The following is a 17,235-nucleotide window of genomic DNA, read 5'->3' on the forward strand; positions in this document are numbered from 1 at the left end:
ACCGAGGGGAATCGCGCGATATCCCGGCCTGACAGGTGAACGTTATATGCGAACGGGCCCGGCTTCGAGAGGAAGCCGGGCCCGTTCGCATGGTTCTCGATGCTCGCCGTCTGGAGGCATCGCGGCCATGGGGCCGGGGAGCGATCGGCGTGCGTGCGGCCATGGGGGCGGGGACGGCTGCCCGGCCCCGGGGGTCGCGCGGGTCGCGTCGGATGGCCCCGAAGCCTCGCTCTAGAAGCCGTAGCGCGCGGCAAAGCGCTCCGAGGCGTCCGCGACGCCCTCGACCGAGGCGGCCCAGTCCGCGAAGTCCGGCGTGTCGGCCAGGATGCCGTCGGCCTCCCAAACCGCCTGGTGGGTGAGCTCCCAGGCCTCGCGCACCGGCGGGCGCACGGGGAGGTAGGGCTCGAGGAACGTGGGGTTGAGCAGGAAGAACGCGGCGCCCTCGCAGCGGGCGACCAGGTCGCGCAGCGCGCGCCGGGCGTTCTTGCGCCGCCCGAGCTTGTACAGCAGGATGGTGCGTCCGAGCAGGTACCAGGGGGAGTCCTCGAGGGGCGCCGGGCGCCCTTCGGCCGTCTCCGCCGGCCGGTCGTCGCCGGTCGCCCCGCCCGCGTCCGCGTCCGCCGGCGCGGCGCTCCGCCGCTCGTCGTCGTTCGCCAGCTCGAAGAAGCCGCGCTCGTCCTCGAGGCGCGCGAGCGCGAGCAGCAGGATGCCGCGCCCGCGCTCCCAGAAGCCGTCGGCGCGCATGAGGCGCTGGGCGTAGGCGGCCGCGGCGCGGTAGCGCGCGCTCGCCAGGCAGAGCTGCGCGATGGCCTCGACCGTGTGCAGCCAGCCCACGGCGACGGGGTTCGCCCGGATCTTCTCGGCCGCGCTCCCGGCGCCGTCGTCGGGCCAGATGCGCGGCGCGTCGGCGTCGAAGCCGTCGACGGTCGCGGCGAGGTGCTCGCGGGCCTCGCGCTCGAGCGCCATGAGGTCGGCGAGGCAGGCGTCCACGGGCACGTCGGCGAGCAGGATGTCGGTCAGGCGCGCGTCGATGCACATGCGGTCGTGCGCCCCGATGCGGGCCAGCTCCGCGCGCGCGGCGTCGAACAGCTCGTTGCGCTGCCGGTCGAACTCGTCGTCCGGCAGGTCCTGCATGCGCCAGAGCGCGTCGAGCAGCTGGTCGCGCACCTCCCAGTAGGAGAGCAGCGCGCGGGCGTGGTCGTCCGTCGCGTACTTGGCGGGGTCGCGGCGGATCTCCTCGCGCAGCAGCCTGAGGCCGCCGGGCGTGAGCTGCTCGTGCGAGGCGAGGTAGGCGTGCTCGAGGTATGCGGGAACGTAGACGGAGGGCTCCATCAGGCACCACCTTCCTCGCCGCCGGCGATCGGCGGCATCGGGGTCTGGGCGAGCTCGGCGGGCAGCGCGCCGCGTACCAGCTCGTGCGTGGCGACCCATACGGCGAAGCCGGCGTTGTCCGGCGTCCCGAGACCCTCCTGGAGCAACGGGGTGCACTCGCTCACGGCGAGCACGAGCTCGTCGAGGCTGCCGGGCTCCACGCGGGGGCGGCAGAAGAGCGCCTCGGGGAACTCGGCCTGGAAGTGCAGGGCGGCCGCGCCCTCGCGGTAGACGGAGAGCAGCTGGCGGAGCCAGTCGGTGGCGACCTCGTAGTCGCAGGAGCGGTAGGCGCCGCTCATGAGGGCGAGGATGCTCCAGGCGTCGTCGGGGTGCTCGGCGTCGCAGCCGACGGACAGCTTCCGACCCTGCATCCAGGCGGGAAGGAACCGGTAAGCGGCCTCGTGGCGCCGGCGCCAGGCGAAGATCTCGGCGGGGCCGGCCTCGAGCTTGCCGAGCGCCAGCATGCCGCTGTGGCGGACGCCCACGGCGTCGGTGGGCGCGAGGGCGAGGCAGGTCTCGGCGGTCTCGAGGGCGAGGCGGTATCGGCCGGCGATGACGGCCTGGGCGGCGGTGGCGGCGAGCCAGCGCAGGTAGGGGCGCTGCGCGAGGTCGTCGCAGAACTCGCGGTCGTATTCGTCGCGCTCGGCCTCGACGGTCGCGGCGAGCGCGGCCTCGACGCGCGGGGCGTGCTCGAGCAGGTACTCGACGTAGGCGTCGTTGCTCGCGGCCTGCAGCGCGACGAGCATGCGCCGCGCGTCCCAGTTCGCCTCGTCCAGCGATGCCGCCTCGGACAGGAGTCCCTCGGCGCGCGCCTCGAGCTCCTGGATGTGGGCCTCGTCCTGCATGAAGGGGACCTGGTAGTCGAGCAGCTCGGCGGCCTGCGCCGTGAGGTGGAAGGAGCGGTCGCGGTCCGTGCGGACGAGCTGCGAGGCGTCCGTGCGGTACGCCTCGGCGCACGACCGGATGAAGTCGACGTCGCGCACGGGGTCCTTGCCCTCGCGGCGCAGCGCCTCCAGGATCAGGCGCAGACTGTCTTCCTCGACGGGGTCGAAGGCCACGGCGGGTTCCTCTTTTCTGTAGGTGCGGGCGGCGGGGCCGCGCGTGCGCGCGCCATCGCTGCCAGCGGGTCGTTATCGGTAAACCCACAGTGTAGCAGGCGGGGCGCGGGGTCGATGGCTGCCGAGCCGTTTGGAAGGATATGACCACGATTGCCGGAGGCGCGCGCCGGTCGCTCGCCGCGCGCCGCGCGCGCCTGGTCGCGATCGGGCTTCGCCGAGTGCACAGCGCCGGGCGAGGGGCCCGCGCCGAGTCTCGGCTCGCGGCGCCCGGTTGCCGCGTCGTCGCGCCGCCGTGCCGCCTGGTTGCGTCGACGTCCCGCCAACGCGATGCATCGCCGTGCCGCCTGGTTGCCGTGTTGCCGGCGCACCTTGCCGCCGCGCCGCGCCCTGCGCCCGGGCGCGTGCTGCCCCGCTGGTCGCGGCAAAGCGCCCGCGGGGTGCGGTTTCGGCCAGGTGGTCCTCTGGTACATACCACATTCGAGGTGTGCCGGCTTCGACTTTCCGCTCACCGCCCGAAGTCAAACGTCCGCAGGGTAACTGTGACTAAAACGTTTTAGGTGGGTAAAATGATGTCGGTTCGTGCCTAGGCGCGGACAACCGCCGCTGAGAAGACCAGTGACGGCCGCTTCGGTCCAAACGGGGCCGCTCGTGTGCCCCGTGCGTCAGAGCAAGTCAGAGAGAGGCTTGCCGATTGGGAGGCAACATATGGGACGTTTTACCAACCCGCGCGACCTGTACTTCGGTGAGGGTGCCCGTCACGAGGTCAAGAACCTCAAGGGCTCCAAGGCGATGATCGTCACCGGCGGCGGCTCCATGCGCCGCGGCGGCTTCCTGCAGGACGTCGAGGCCGACCTCAAGGAGGCGGGTTTCGAGGTCGAGATCTTCGAGGGCGTCGAGTCCGACCCGTCCGTCGAGACGGTCATGAAGGGCGCCAAGGCCATGGAGGCCTTCCAGCCCGATTGGATCATCGGCATCGGCGGCGGCTCGCCCATCGACGCTGCCAAGGCCATGTGGCTGTTCTACGAGTATCCCGAGGAGACCTTCGAGCAGGCCGTCGTGCCCTTCTCCTTCCCGGAGCTCCGCACCAAGGCCCACTTCTGCGCCATCGCCTCGACCTCCGGCACCGCGACCGAGGTCACCGCGTTCTCCGTCATCACGGATTACGAGAAGGGCATCAAGTACCCGCTGGCCGACTTCAACATCACCCCTGACGTCGCCATCGTCGACCCCGAGCTCACCTACACCATGCCGGCCAAGCTCTGCGCCCACACCGGTATGGACGCGCTGACCCACGCCATCGAGGCCTACGTCTCCACCGCCGGCTCCATGTACACCGACGGCAACGCGCTGCACGCCATCCGCGAGATCGTCGAGTGGCTGCCCAAGTCCTATCAGGGCGACCATGAGGCCCGCGCCCACATGCACGACGCCCAGTGCATCGCCGGCATCGCCTTCTCGAGCGGCCTGCTCGGCATCGTCCACTCCATGGCCCACAAGACCGGTGCCGCCTTCTCCGGCGACCACATCATCCACGGTTGCGCCAACGCCATGTACCTCGGCAAGGTCATCCAGTTCAACGCCAAGGACGAGCGCGCCCGCAGCCGCTACGCCTTCATCGCCAAGGACGTCCTGCACCTCGAGGGCGAGACCGAGGACGAGCTCGTGGCCGCGCTCGTGCAGAAGATCCGCGACCTCAACGACGCGCTCGACATCCCGCAGGGCATCAAGAACTACGGCAAGGGCGGCGTGAAGGCCGACGAGTCCATCATCGACGCCGACGAGTTCCAGGCCAAGAAGGCCGATGTTGCCGCTAACGCCATCCTCGACGCCTGCACGGGCTCCAACCCGCGCCAGCCGTCCCAGGAGGAGATGGAGAAGCTGCTCGACTGCGTCTACAACGACACCCCGGTCACGTTCTAAGATTCGGACAGCATGCGCGCGATCGCCTCGCGCGCCGCACGGCCCGGCAACCCCAGCGGTTGCCGGGCCGTTTTTGTGCGCCATTGCAAGGTCGGTGCCCCTCGGAGCGCTGTTTTCGGATCCGGAGCGGGCCTGCCGGGGCTCTCACCCCCGAAGTGAGTGGAATTTCTCCGACCGCTGATATACACTCCACCTTAGTAAAGTGCTCAACAGGCGATATAGGGTCGAGAACGGGTCATTAGGGGAGAGCTCGGAACGTGGTCGGGAAAAATCCACTCACTTCGGGGGTGAGAGGGTGGAGCAACCCCTCTCCAAGGAACGGCATCCATCCCAGAGGCGGCGCTCCATCCTCATGCCTGCCGTTCGCAGGGAAACCGCTACCGTTCAGCTATATGAAACAAAACAGATAGCAATTAGAGCGGTAGAGTGCCTTGCAGAATAGAGCCCCGCTGCGCCGCGGCGACGGGCGATCGCCTTCGAACAGGGGAGACCTTCATGAGGACCGTCATCATCGGAGCCAACCACGCCGGCATCGCCGTCGCCAACACGCTGCTGGACAACTACACCGACCAGCAGGTCGTCATGATCGACCGCAACAGCAACCTGAGCTACCTCGGTTGCGGCACCGCGCTGTGGGTCGGCCGCCAGATCGATTCGTACGAGAACCTGTTCTACACCTCCGCCGAGGCGTTCGAGGCCAAGGGCGCCGAGGTGCACATGGAGACTTCTGTCGACCGCGTCGACTACGAGGGCAAGCGCGTCTTCTGCACCACGCTTTCGGGCGAGTCTTTCGAGGTTGCCTACGACAAGCTCGTGCTCGCGTGCGGCTCGCTGCCCATCTCGCCCAAGATCCCTGGTGCCGACCTGGACAACATCAGCTTCCTTAAGCTCTTCCAGCAGGGCCAGGACGTCGATCGCATGCTCGGCGACGATTCGTGCCGCCGCGTCGTCGTCGTGGGCGCGGGCTACATCGGCGTCGAGATCGCCGAGGCTGCACGCCGCCGCGGCAAGGAGGTCCTGCTCTTCGACGTCGCGCCCAGCTCGCTGTCGAGCTACTACGACGACTGGTTCTGCGCCGATATGGACGAGCGCCTGCGCGAGGGCGGCATCGAGCTGCACTTCGGCGAGCGCGCCGTCGCGTACCTGGGCGAGGGCAAGGTCGAGGCCATCCAGACCGATGCGGGCGAGTACCCGGTCGACGTCGTGGTCAACGCGATCGGCTTCGTTCCCAACACCGCGCTCGGCGAGGGGCATCTCGAGCTCGGCGCCGGCCGCGCCTTCCGCGTGGACGAGCACCAGCGCACGAGCGATCCGGACGTGTACGCCGTGGGCGACTGCGCGACCATCTACTCCAACGCGCTGCGCGCGGAGACCTACATCGCGCTGGCCACCAACGCCGTGCGCTCCGGTATCGTGGCGGGCCACAACATCGCCGGCGCCGAGCTGGCCGCGATCGGCGTGCAGGGCGCCAACGGCATCTCCGTCTTCGGCCTCAACATGGTGAGCTGCGGCCTTTCGGTGAAGGCGGCGGGGCGCGCCGGCATCGAGGTCGAGTGGACCGACTTCGAGGACCTGCAGCGCCCCGGCTTCATGCGCGAGAACGCCACCGTCAAGATCCGCATCGTCTACGAGCGCGACAGCCGCCGCATCGTGGGCGCCCAGCTCGCCTCCACCGAGGATATCTCCATGGGTATCCACATGTTCTCGCTGGCCGTGCAGGAGGGCGTGACGATCGACAAGCTCAAGCTGCTCGACGTCTTCTTCCTGCCGCACTTCAATCAGCCCTACAACTACATCACCATGGCGGCGCTCGGCGCCAAGTAGTCCGGCGGCGCGCTGCGCGCCGGTTTGAACGCGTGATCGAGGCGGGGTCGGCTGCATGCCGGCCCCGCTTTCATTTGAGCGGACGTGCGGCGCCCTCGCCAAAAGGGACGTACCCTAATGGCACGGCTAAACGTTCAGCGCGCCGTTAGGGCCTGTCCCTTTTGGCACGCCGCGGCATGGGCCGCGTCTGTGTTTCCAATGCATAAATAGACCATCAGATACTGACGAATCCTAATATACGAGTGCTATTGTTCAACCCGTTATGAAAGAACAGGGAGAGAGCATGCATGCCATCGTCGTGCATGCCGGTCGGGAGATGGTCGAATATGGCGTACAGGGTCGGCGTCGTCGGGGCCGCGGGCTATGCGGGCGCGGAGCTGGTGCGCCTGCTTCTCGCGCATCCGGACTTCGAGCTGGTCGCGGTGACCTCCAACGCCGATGCGGGCCAGCCGCTCTCGGCGGTGTACCCGGCGTTCGCCGGCGTGACCGGCCTGGCGTTCACCGCGCACGACGATCCCGCGCTCGCGACCTGCGACGCGGTGTTCCTCGCCGTTCCGCATACCGCCGCGCTCGCCGTCGTGCCCGGCCTGCTCGCCGCGGGCGTCACGGTGATCGACCTGTCCGCCGATTACCGTCTGTCGGACCCCGCGGTCTACGAGGCGTGGTACAACGCGCCGCACACCTCGCCCGAGCTTTTGAGGACCCGCGCATTCGGTCTGCCCGAGCTGTTCTCCGAGGGCATCGCCGCTGCCGCCGCACGCCGTCGTGCCGGCGAGGCGGTCCTGGTGGCGTGCGCCGGCTGCTATCCCACGGCGACCTCCCTCGGTGCCGCCCCCGCCTTGCGGATGGGATGGTGCCGCGACGACGCCCCGATCGTCGTCGACGCGGTCTCCGGCGTCACCGGCGCGGGCAAGGGCGCCAACGCGCGCACGCATTTCTGCTCGGCCGATGAGAACCTGGAGGCCTACGGCGTGTGCCGCCACCGCCATACGCCCGAGATCGAGCAGATCCTCGATGCCGAAGGCCGGGTGGTGTTCACCCCGCACCTCGCCCCGCTCAAGCGCGGCCTGCTCTCGACCGTCACGCTTCAGCTTGCAGACGATGCCCGCTCGCTCTCGGATGCCGAGGCGGTCGAGGCGTATCGTGCCTTCTTCGCGGGCCGCGACTTCGTGCGCGTGCTCGATGCCGGCCAGATGCCCCGCACGGCGTCGGTGGTGGGGACGTGCGCCTGCCAGCTGGGGCTTGCCGTCGACGCGCGCGTCGGCGTGCTGGTGGTGACATCCGCGATCGACAACCTGTGCAAGGGCGCCGCCGGCCAGGCGGTCCAGTGCGCGAACATCGTGTTCGGCCTGGAGGAGCGACGAGGTCTTCCGCTCGTCGCCATGCCGGTCTAGGGTGCGCCCGCCCGAACGTCTGGGCGCTCAATCGGATGGTTGATGGGCCTGCCCCGTCGCTGCGCACGCGGCGGCGGGGCGCCTCATATCGCGGACGCCGCGTATCGCGCGAGCCGAACCAGCTCGCCTGCGCCGGGCGCCGTGCTCAGGCATCCGCCGCATTCCATGCACACACTTTACGCAGAGAGGGAGATTCCCATGGATAGCAACGAGTTCGATTCGAAACTGCGCGCCGTTCCCGACGGAGGCGTCACGAGTGCGGCCGGGTTCATCGCGGCGGGCGTCCATGCGGGTTTCCGCAAGAATCCCGAGCGCGGCGACTTCGCCCTCGTCTTGGCCGAGCGTCCCGTTGCGGCGGCGGGGACCTTCACCACCAACCGGTTCTGTGCCGCGCCGGTGACGGTCTCGCACGCGCACCTCGGCGGCACGGGCTTCGGCCGCGTGCAGGCGGTCGCGATCAACTCGGGCAACGCCAACGCGGCGACGGGGGAGCCGGGACTGGCGGTCGCGCACGAGACCTGCGAGATCGTGTCGCAGGTGCTGGGCTGTACGGCCGAAGAGGTGCTCGTGGCGTCCACGGGCGTCATCGGCGTGCCGCTCGGCATCGAGTGCTTCGAGGCGGGCGTGTCCGCAGCTGTCGAGACGGCCAGTGCCGCCGGCGCCCACGACGCCGCCCGCGCGATCATGACCACCGACACCCGGCCCAAGGAGTGCGCGGTCCGCTACGAGAGCTCCGCCGCCGCATATGCGGGGCGCACGTTCACCGTGGGCGGCATGTGCAAGGGGTCGGGCATGATCATGCCCAACATGGCCACGATGATCGCGGTCGTGACCACCGACGCGCCCGTCGCGCCCGCGGCGCTGCACGCCGCGCTCTCCGACGCGGTCGCGCACACGTTCAACAAGGTCACGGTGGACTCGGACACCTCGACCAACGACACCTGCGTGTTGCTCGCCTCGGGCGACGCCGCGCCCGGCGCCGAACCCATCGAGCAGGGGAGCGCGGCGTTCCACGAGCTTTCCGCCGCGGTGCGCGCGGTGTGCGAGACGCTCGCCCGCGGGATCGCCGCCGACGGCGAGGGGGCCTCGCGCCTGATCACGGTGCGGGTCGCAGGTGCCGCGACGGATGCGGACGCCGACGCCGCCGCTCGCGCCGTGGCGAACTCCCCGCTGGTGAAGACGGCGGTCGCGGGACGTGACTGCAACTGGGGCCGCGTCGCCGCGGCGCTGGGCAAGTGCGGCGTGCCGTTCGACCAGGAGCGCGTGTCCATCGACATCATGGGCATGCCGGTGTGCCGCGACGGCCTCGCCGTCGCCTTCGACGAGGCCGAGGCCCTGCGGCGCTTCGAGGCGCCCGAGATCGCGATCGATGTCGACCTGGGTGCCGGCGAGGCCTCCACGACGGTTTGGACCTGCGATTTCACGCACGACTACATCTCGATCAACGCGGACTACCGCTCGTAGGCACGCCCGCATCCATCTTCCGCATCCGTATACGAAGGAGCCGCTACCCATGAAGTACGCACGCGACTGCAAACCGTCGCTCTCCAACGAGCAGACCGCCCAGCTTCTGTTCGAGGCGCTGCCGTGGATCAAGAACCTCACCGGCAAGACCGTCGTCATCAAGTACGGCGGCGCGGCGATGGTGGACGAGCGCCTGCGCGCCGACGTCATGGGCGATATCGTGCTGCTCAAGATCATGGGCATGAAGCCGGTCATCGTGCACGGCGGCGGCAAGGACATCAACGCCGCGCTCAAGCGGTACGACATCCCCGTGGAATTTCGCCGCGGCCAGCGCGTGACGTCCGAGGACGCGATGGAGGTCGTGCGCCAGGTGCTCGTGGGCAAGGTCAACGAGCAGCTCGTCTCCGCCGTCAACCGTCACGGCAACCTCGCCGTGGGCGTCTCGGGCGCCGATGCGGGCACCATCGTCGCGCGCCAGATGGCGCCCGAGCTCGGCCGCGTGGGCAGCATCGAGCGCATCAACGCCGACTTCCTCATCAGCCTGATCGACAACGACTACATCCCCGTGGTCGCGACGGTGGGCGTGGGCGAGGACGGCGGGTTCTACAACATCAACGCCGACGTGGCCGCCGGGCACATCGCCGCCGCGCTCGGTGCCCACAAGGTGATCTTCCTCACCGACGTCGACGGCCTGTACGAGGACTTCTCCGATAAGGACTCGCTCATCTCCAACCTCACGATGGAGGAGGTGCAGGGCATGCTCGACGGCGGCGCGATCGATTCCGGCATGATCCCCAAGCTGCAGAGCTGCATCACGGCGCTCGCCGGCGGCGTGTTCCGCGCGCACATCATCAACGGCACGACGCCGCACTCGATGCTGCTCGAGCTTTTGACCGATACCGGCGTGGGCACCGTGATCCACTCGTCTCAGACCTCCTACGACCTCGACCGCCATCCCCATCCGCTCGATGCGTTCGCCGCGCGCCTCGCGGAGAACATCTAGCGCCGCAGCCTTACGACCCCTATCGACCGAAAGGACCTCCCATGTCCCTTGACCAGCAGAAGCACCTCGAGTCAACCTACGTCATGCACACCTTCGGGCGCTCGGGCGTCGAGTTCGTCGGCGGGCGCGGCATGACGCTCGCGGGCGACGACGGCCGCGAGTACCTCGACTTCCTTGCAGGCATCGGCGTGTGCTGCCTGGGCCACGGGCACCCGGCGGTCGTGGGCGCGGTGCGCGATCAGGCCGAGCGCCTGATGCACGTGTCCAACTACTTCTACATCGAGCATCGCGGCCAGGTCGCGGCGCTGCTCTCCAAGCTCGCCAACGGCGACATGGCGGGTGCGGCAGCGATCGTGTCGGCGCTGGACGCCGGCGACGCGGACGCGTTGGCGGCGGCCACGGCGCCCGTCGAGGGCGAGCAGGTGTGGGAGACGTTCTTCGCGAATTCCGGCGCCGAGGCGAACGAGGGCTCGATGAAGCTCGCGCGCCTGTACGCCAAGCGCGCCGGCAACGGGGGCAACACCATCGTCTGCCTGCGTGGCGGCTTCCACGGCCGCACGCTCGAGACGATCGCCGCCACCATGCAGGACTGGCTGCAGGACAGCTTCCGGCCCCTGCCCGGCGGCTTCGTCGCCTGCGCGCCCAACGACGTGGACGAGCTGCGCTCGATCTTCGACACCTTGGGAGGCGAGGTCTGCGCCGTGATGCTCGAGCCCATTCAGGGCGAAAGCGGCGTGCATCCGTTGACGCGGGAGTTCATGGAGGCCGCGCGCGACCTCGCGCACGCGCACGGGGCGCTGCTCATCGCCGACGAGGTGCAGACGGGCGTCTTCCGCAGCGGCATGCCGTTCGCGTTCCAGACGTACGGCGTGGAGCCGGACATCATGAGCTTGGCGAAGGGCATCGCGGGCGGCGTGCCGGCGGGCGCCTGCGTGGCGAAGCGGGAGGTCGCCGACGTGTTTCGCCCGGGCGACCACGGCTCGACCTTCGGTGGGAGCTGCCTGGCCGTCGCGGCGGCGGAGGCGGTGCTCGCCGAGCTCGTGCGCGGGCGCTACGACGAGCGCGCGGCGGAGGTCGGCGCGTATCTCTCGGGGCGCCTGGCGGGCATCGGGGCGGTGACGGAGGTGCGCGGAAGCGGACTCATGGTGGGGTGCGACATCGCCGAGGACGCGGGAGACGCGCACGACGTGGTCGCCGCCATGCTCGACGCGGGCTTCGTGATCAACGCGACCGGCGCTCGCACGCTGCGGTTCCTGCCTCCGCTGATCTGCGGCAAGGACGACGTCGACGCGTTGGTCGAGGCCCTGGGGCGCGTGCTCGCGTAGCGCGGCGCGCTCGGCGGCGTGCCGCCCGAGGCGCCCGGGGCGGACGCGGCGTCACGGGAATTTCCTGTAGCGCAGGAGGGCGGTTTTGGGTATCCTAGATACCTACGGGCGATTGGCGCAACGGTTAGCGCAGGTGCTTTACACGCACAAGGCTGGGGGTTCGAATCCCTCATCGCCCACCATAGGTCGCGAACGGCTCCGGGAACGGGGCCGTTTTCGTTGAGGGGCGCGGACGGGGATTCGAACCCGGAAGGGCGCGGAGCCGAGCCGGGCGGCGTGAGCCGCCCGCCGGCGCAGCGCGCGAGGGCCCGGCAGGGCCCGAAGCGGGACGGGGCGGCGCGAGCCGCCCCGCGAATCCCTCATCGCCCACCATAGGTCGCGAACGGCTCCGGGAACGGGGCCGTTTTCGTTGAGGGGCGCGGACGGGGATTCGAACCCGGAAGGGCGCGGAGCCGAGCCGGGCGGCGCGAGCCGCCCCGCGAATCCCTCATCGCCCACCATAGGTCGCGAACGGCTCCGGGAACGGGGCCGTTTTCGTTGAGAGCGCCGGGCCCCAAGGAGCTCGACCCTTTGGGGCACGGCTGATATCACGCCAAGGGATGCGTCGCTTTTGCGGGAGCGGGCGCCGTCCGTCTTTGGTGGCATTCCGACACATCGGTTGTCTTGGACGTGGCACAGGATGACGTCTAGTCGGTATCGATGCGCGCGCACGCGACCATGCATGCGCGCGGAGGGCTCTGTATTTTGCCGAACGGGCGTCGTCTGCGCCGAATAACGTCCGCGAATCGGGCTCATAGGGCTCCGTAAGGCCCTTTTGCGACATAAAACAAACCCACTTAGATGCCGACTCGGCGGCGTTTGGTGTCACCCTCGTGCGTTCGTATAAAATAGAAACACCCTGTTTGAGTGCCGAGGCTGACTGGCGTGCATAGAATCGGCTGTGTTAACCCTTTTTGGAGGTCCTGGCCACCCTGACGGCGACCCTCGCCTCGACGGCGTACTCCTCGCGGAACAGCGCGCGCCGCGTCGTCCGGTACCTGCCGACGGCGAGGATGGAGAGCAGCGCCGACGTCGCCGCGCGGCTGCCGCCGGCCCCGCGGTAGCTCGCCTGCCGGCAGAACCACCACATGTACCTCTGCATGCGCCTCGACGCGACGCCCCGGAACCTCGCGATGAAGTGCTTGAGCGCGGAGTGCACCGCGTTCAGGGCGTTGAGGGCGTGTTCGCCGGAGTAGGAGCGCGCCACCTCGAGACCGAGCGCCCCCGCCGCCGTGCCGAGGCTCGAGGACATCTCGCACGCCACCCTCGTCCCGCGGTGCGCGAGCCGCGCCAGCCGGCCGCGCGCGTCGGCGGCGACGGTCGCGGACGAGGATACCAGCACGTCGGCGCTCCCGTCCGACCCGACCACCGTGAGCAGCGTGTCGCGCTCGCGGGCGCCGCCCCCGCGGCGGCGCGGCGCCCTCCAGGGCTCGAAGCCGGGGTTGCGCGAATGGTTCCCGGAGAAGCTCTCGGGCGGGAACGCCTCGTCGGCCTCGACGGCGTCCTCGGGGCCGGTCGTGAACACGGTGACCTCCCCCCTGAGCGCCTCGCACGCCCTCACGCGCATGAACCACGCGGTCTTGGGGCTGACCCCGCACTCCTCGGCGCACTCGCGCAGCGTGAGGCGGGCGCAGAAGCACCTCGCGAAGGCCGCCCAGGCCTCCGCGGGCAGGTGGGAGCGCGAGAGCACCCCGCCCGTGTCGAGCGTGAAGCTGCGCGCGCAGCCGCGGCGCAGCCAGCGCTGCCTGGCCGCGGCGGGCGATCCGCTCGCACCCGCGGCGCGGGCAGCGCCGGGGGCCGCCGAGGCGCGAGCGCTCGCGCAGGAACGCGCCCTCGGCCTCCCTGACCTCGACTTTGTATAAAAGCTCGGCCCTCTCGGCCGGTTTGAGCGCGAGGACCTCCCCGATCAGCGCGTCGAGCCCGCCCCTCATGGCCGCACCCCCTCCTGTCAAGGACTTCTACCTGCGGGTCCATCCTCGCGCCCCGCGCGGACAGAAGCACCTCCAAAAAGGGTTAACACAGCCATAGAATCGTGGATTCTGGTCTCAAATCTGAATATGGGAGTTGTCTCGCGCTTCGCCTCACCCGACGAGGCGGAAAGTGTGCGCCGGCACGCCGTCGACGGCCTGCGAGTGACGAGGCGCGGTCGTTTTCGATGCCGGCGCGAGGGTGCCGGCATCGCCGATGCATGCCGAAAGGCGCGCGCTCTTTCGACGCGCGTGTCCGCTACCGTGCCGGCGATCCGCCGGCCTTGCGAAAGTGACGTATTCGCCCCGACCTGAGATACTAGAAGGATGGTTGTTCGTACGCGAAGAGGAGCGCGCATGGCGCAGCAAGAGTTCATCGAGGCGTTGCAGGCAGAGGCGGCGCTGGCGAGCACGTTTTCGCGCGCCCGCCAGATCGCCCGCACCGGCGGCGTGCTGTCCTGCGAGGCGGACACGGGCGCGACGGGCGGCGTGGCGTGCGTGAGCGGGCTCGTGAAGGGATCCCAGGGGGCCCGCTACCGTGCGCGCGTCGAGCTCGACCTGGCCGACCCCGAGGTGATCGACTACTCCTGCAGCTGCCCGGCGGCGCAGCGCTACGACGGGATGTGCAAGCACGCCGTCGCGCTCGCGCTGCGCTACCTGGCGGGGGAGGGGCTCGCCGACCCCGATATGCCCGTCGCGGGGCGCGATGCCGATCGCATCGATTCCCGCCCGGGCGCCCCTGGCCCTCGCCGTGCGGCGACCCGGCCCACGAGCGCCCCCGTCGTGCAGCTTCTCGACACCATGAAGCGCAGGCGCGTGAACGGCGTCGCGGCGTCGCGGCGCGTCGCGCTGCCCGGTCGCTCCGCGTCCGTCCCCGTCGGCCCGATCTCGTTCGAGGTTACGGTGGGGCGCCGCCCGGGGTTCGGCTCCTCGGCGCCCGAACCCTGGGGCATCCGGTTGCGCGCTGTGAGCGGGAAGGCGTCCTACCTCGTCCGCGACCTCGGCGCCGTGCTCGAGGCGTGGCGCGTCGGCGCGCCGTTCGGGTACGGGGCCAAGCTCTCGGCCGTGCACGTCCCCGCGTCGTTCGAGCCGCACGCCGCCGCGCTGCTCGAGGTCCTTTCCGCCCTCAAGCGCCCCGCGCCCGGCGCGCCCCGTCAGGCGTCCGCGTCTCCGCACGGACCCGTCGGCACGGTTCCGCTCTCGTCTGCCGAGCTCTGCGCCGTGCTCGACGCCCTCCAGGGCTCGTGCATCCGCTACGAGGCGCTGGGCCCCGGAGCCGGCCGCGTGGAGACGGAACTCGAGGTCGTCGAGGGCGCGCCCGCCCCGACCGCACGCATCTCCGCCGTACAGGACGGTTACGACCTGGAGTTCGGCCCCTTCGACATGGTCTGGGCCGCCTCGACCGCATATGTGCTGGGCGCGCGGCTCGCCGGCCGCATCGATGCCGGGCGTGCCCGGGCGCTCGAGGGCTTCCGCGCGCTGTGGGAGCCGGGCGCCCCGCTGCATATCGCCGCGGCTAGCTCTGCGGATCTCGCCCGCATCCTCGTGCCCGAGCTGCGCGGCGCCTTCGAGCTCGAGGTGCCCGCGGAGCTCGAGCGCGAGGTCCCGAGCGCACGGTTCACCTTCACCGTGGCGGAAGACGACGGGGACGTCGTGTGCCGCGCGCAGGTCGCCTACGGCGAGCACGTCTACGACCTCTTCGCCGACGCCGACGCGCGCCCCCTGCCCGCCACCCCCGCTTGGGCAGCGGCGTTTCCCGCGGGCCGCGCGCCCGCCCCGCGCTCGGTGCTGGCGCCGGAGCGCCAGGAGCGCGACGACGTCGCCGAGTGCCGCGCGGCGCAGGTGGTCGAGGAGTTCTTCCCCGACGGCTACCCGCAGCCGAAGTTCTCCTGGGACGACGACGAGCGCCTCTACCGCCTGCTCACGGAGGGGCTGCGCGAGCTGCGCGCCCTGGGCGAGGTGCTGCTGAGCGAGCGGCTGCGCGGCGCGGTCGCCCGTCCGGCACCGAAGCTTTCCGTCCGCGCGACCGTGCGCAGCGGCCTGCTCGACGTCGAGCTCGGGGCGAGCGGGATGAAGCCGGACGAGCTCGTCGCGTACCTGGCGTCGTATCGCCGCCGCCAGCGCTTCGTCCGGCTCACCGACGGCGAGATCGTGCGCATCGACGACTCCGCGCGCGAGGCGGAGGCCCTGGGCGAGGCGCTCGGCGTGCGCGCCGCCGACCTGGTCGAGGGCGTGCACGGCCTGCCGCTGTCGCGCGCGGTGCTCGTCGACGCCCTCCTCGACCGGATGGAGATGGCCTCCGACCGGCGCGACGAGGGCTTCCGCGACCTCGTCGCCTCGTTCGACGCCCTGTCCGAGGCCGATTTCTCCGCGCCCGCGTCGCTCAGGGCAGACCTGCGCGCCTACCAGCTCGACGGCTTCCGCTGGCTCGGCGCGCTCGAGCGCATGGGGTGCGGCGGCATCCTCGCCGACGACATGGGCCTGGGCAAGACGCTGCAGATGATCGCGCATATCCTCGCGTGCCGCGAGGCGGGGGAGGAGGGGCCCACGCTGGTGGTGTGCCCCGCGTCGCTCGTGTACAACTGGATGGCCGAGCTCGGGCGCTTCGCCCCGTCGCTGCGCGCTGTCGCGCTCACGGGCGCGGCGCCCGCGCGCGCCGCCGCCATAGCGCGCAGCGCGGAGGCCGACGTGCTCGTCACCTCCTACGACCTCATGAAGCGCGACATCGAGGAGCTCTGCCGCCAGGACCTGCGGCGCGTGGTGCTCGACGAGGCGCAGTACATCAAGAACCCCGGTACGCAGGCGGCCCGCGCGGCGAAGCTGCTGCCGGCGCCCGCCCGCTTCGCGCTCACGGGCACGCCCGTGGAGAACCGCCTCTCGGACCTGTGGAGCATCTTCGATTTCCTGATGCCCGGCCTGCTGGGCGGCCGGGACGCCTTCGCCAAGCGCTATCAGGGCCCGGTGGAGGCGGGGGAGGAGGGCGCCGCCGCGCGCCTGCGGCGCATCACGGGGCCGTTCATCCTGCGGCGCCTGAAGGCGGACGTGCTGGCGGACCTGCCCGAGAAGAGCGAGAGCGTCGTCATGGCGCACATGTCCGGCGAGCAGGAGCGGCTGTACCGCGCATGCGAGGAGCGGCTCGCGCTCCAAGTCGCGCACGAGGCGCCCGCGGAGTTCGGGCGCAAGAAACTGCAGGTGCTGGCCGAGCTCACCAAGCTGCGCCAGATCTGCTGCGATCCGCGCCTCGCCTACGAGGACTACGATGGGGGCAGCGCGAAGCTCGAGACGTGCCTCGAGCTCGTGCGCACCGCGCTCGACGGCGGCCACCAGGTCCTCGTGTTCTCCCAGTTCGTGAGCATGCTGCAGATCGTCGGCGACCGGCTGGCCGCGGAGCGCGTCGGATTCGAGCGGCTCGACGGCTCCTGCTCGAAGGAGGCCCGGGCCGCCCTCGTCGAGCGGTTCCAGGCGGGGCGCACGCGCGTGCTGCTCGTGTCGCTCAAGGCCGGCGGCGTGGGCCTCAACCTCACGGCGGCCGACGTGGTGATCCACTACGACCCCTGGTGGAACGTCGCGGCGCAGGACCAGGCGACGGACCGCGCCCACCGTATCGGCCAGACGCGCGCGGTCAACGTGTTCAAGCTCATCGCCCAGGGTACGGTCGAGGAGCGCATCCTGGCGATGCAGGAGGGCAAGCGGGAGCTCGTCGAGAGCGTGATCGGGGGGTCCTCGCCCTCCGGCCTGCTCACCCGCGAGGACTTCCTGGCCCTGTTGGGCGAGGCGCGCGCATAGCGTCCGGGCCTACACGCGGCCGGGCGGCAGGGGAGAGCGCCTCCCGCGCCGCCCCGCGCCGGCGCCGGGCCGTCGCATCGGCGC

At 70.5% G+C, this 17,235-nt stretch carries 10 protein-coding genes and 1 tRNA gene; 8 read left to right on the forward strand and 3 right to left on the reverse strand.

Features of this window, described 5'->3' with window-relative positions; all coding sequences use genetic code 11:
• Positions 1 to 231: 231 nt before the first annotated feature.
• Complete coding sequence (locus BQ7355_RS04185) at positions 232 to 1,332, reverse strand: hypothetical protein (protein WP_072415066.1); 1,101 nt, start codon at positions 1,330 to 1,332, stop codon at positions 232 to 234.
• A complete protein-coding gene (locus BQ7355_RS04190; protein ID WP_072415067.1) occupies positions 1,332 to 2,429 on the reverse strand; it encodes a hypothetical protein in 1,098 nt (365 codons plus the stop codon). Before BQ7355_RS04190 ends, BQ7355_RS04185 begins: the two co-directional genes overlap by 1 nt.
• Positions 2,430 to 3,134: 705 nt before the next feature.
• Between BQ7355_RS04190 and BQ7355_RS04195 the strand changes: the two genes are divergently transcribed.
• The 7 genes from BQ7355_RS04195 to BQ7355_RS04225 all read left to right on the forward strand — a co-directional run bounded on the left by BQ7355_RS04195 (position 3,135) and on the right by BQ7355_RS04225 (position 11,541).
• Entirely contained in the window at positions 3,135 to 4,349 is a 1,215-nt protein-coding gene (locus BQ7355_RS04195) for an iron-containing alcohol dehydrogenase (protein WP_072415068.1), read from the forward strand.
• Between the two features lie 495 nt (positions 4,350 to 4,844).
• A complete protein-coding gene (gene nox, locus BQ7355_RS04200) occupies positions 4,845 to 6,173 on the forward strand; it encodes a H2O-forming NADH oxidase (protein ID WP_072415069.1) in 1,329 nt (442 codons plus the stop codon).
• A 326-nt stretch (positions 6,174 to 6,499) separates the two neighbouring features.
• Positions 6,500 to 7,567, forward strand: coding sequence for an N-acetyl-gamma-glutamyl-phosphate reductase (argC, locus tag BQ7355_RS04205; protein WP_072415070.1), 1,068 nt, complete (start codon positions 6,500 to 6,502; stop codon positions 7,565 to 7,567).
• 198 nt (positions 7,568 to 7,765) lie between these two features.
• Entirely contained in the window at positions 7,766 to 9,031 is a 1,266-nt protein-coding gene (argJ, locus tag BQ7355_RS04210) for a bifunctional glutamate N-acetyltransferase/amino-acid acetyltransferase ArgJ (RefSeq protein ID WP_072415071.1), read from the forward strand.
• A 49-nt stretch (positions 9,032 to 9,080) separates the two neighbouring features.
• Entirely contained in the window at positions 9,081 to 10,034 is a 954-nt protein-coding gene (gene argB, locus BQ7355_RS04215; RefSeq protein WP_072415072.1) for an acetylglutamate kinase, read from the forward strand.
• 41 nt (positions 10,035 to 10,075) lie between these two features.
• The gene (locus BQ7355_RS04220; RefSeq protein WP_072415073.1) at positions 10,076 to 11,359 is read left to right on the forward strand and encodes an aminotransferase class III-fold pyridoxal phosphate-dependent enzyme; all 1,284 of its coding nucleotides are present in this window, start codon (positions 10,076 to 10,078) and stop codon (positions 11,357 to 11,359) included.
• Between the two features lie 106 nt (positions 11,360 to 11,465).
• Positions 11,466 to 11,541, forward strand: a tRNA-Val gene (locus tag BQ7355_RS04225).
• Between the two features lie 761 nt (positions 11,542 to 12,302).
• Here the strand turns inward: BQ7355_RS04225 and BQ7355_RS04230 are convergent.
• Positions 12,303 to 13,088 carry an IS1595 family transposase gene (locus tag BQ7355_RS04230; RefSeq protein WP_072415009.1) on the reverse strand — a complete coding sequence of 262 codons (786 nt, stop codon included), beginning with the start codon at positions 13,086 to 13,088 and terminating at the stop codon, positions 12,303 to 12,305.
• Positions 13,089 to 13,722: 634 nt separating this feature from the next.
• Between BQ7355_RS04230 and BQ7355_RS04235 the strand changes: the two genes are divergently transcribed.
• Positions 13,723 to 17,151, forward strand: coding sequence for a DEAD/DEAH box helicase (locus tag BQ7355_RS04235; protein ID WP_072415074.1), 3,429 nt, complete (start codon positions 13,723 to 13,725; stop codon positions 17,149 to 17,151).
• Positions 17,152 to 17,235: the final 84 nt, after the last annotated feature.

The organism is Collinsella phocaeensis, assembly GCF_900119895.1.
In the GTDB taxonomy this organism is placed as follows: Bacteria; Actinomycetota; Coriobacteriia; order Coriobacteriales; family Coriobacteriaceae; genus Collinsella; species Collinsella phocaeensis.

Coding starts and splice junctions, on each gene's coding strand:
- BQ7355_RS04185 (WP_072415066.1), bottom strand. CDS start 1,332: ATGGAGCCCTCCGTCTACGTTCCCGCATACCTCGAGCACGCCTACCTC.
- BQ7355_RS04195 (WP_072415068.1), top strand. CDS start 3,135: ATGGGACGTTTTACCAACCCGCGCGACCTGTACTTCGGTGAGGGTGCC.
- nox (WP_072415069.1), top strand. CDS start 4,845: ATGAGGACCGTCATCATCGGAGCCAACCACGCCGGCATCGCCGTCGCC.
- argC (WP_072415070.1), top strand. CDS start 6,500: ATGGCGTACAGGGTCGGCGTCGTCGGGGCCGCGGGCTATGCGGGCGCG.
- argJ (WP_072415071.1), top strand. CDS start 7,766: ATGGATAGCAACGAGTTCGATTCGAAACTGCGCGCCGTTCCCGACGGA.
- argB (WP_072415072.1), top strand. CDS start 9,081: ATGAAGTACGCACGCGACTGCAAACCGTCGCTCTCCAACGAGCAGACC.
- BQ7355_RS04220 (WP_072415073.1), top strand. CDS start 10,076: ATGTCCCTTGACCAGCAGAAGCACCTCGAGTCAACCTACGTCATGCAC.
- BQ7355_RS04235 (WP_072415074.1), top strand. CDS start 13,723: ATGGCGCAGCAAGAGTTCATCGAGGCGTTGCAGGCAGAGGCGGCGCTG.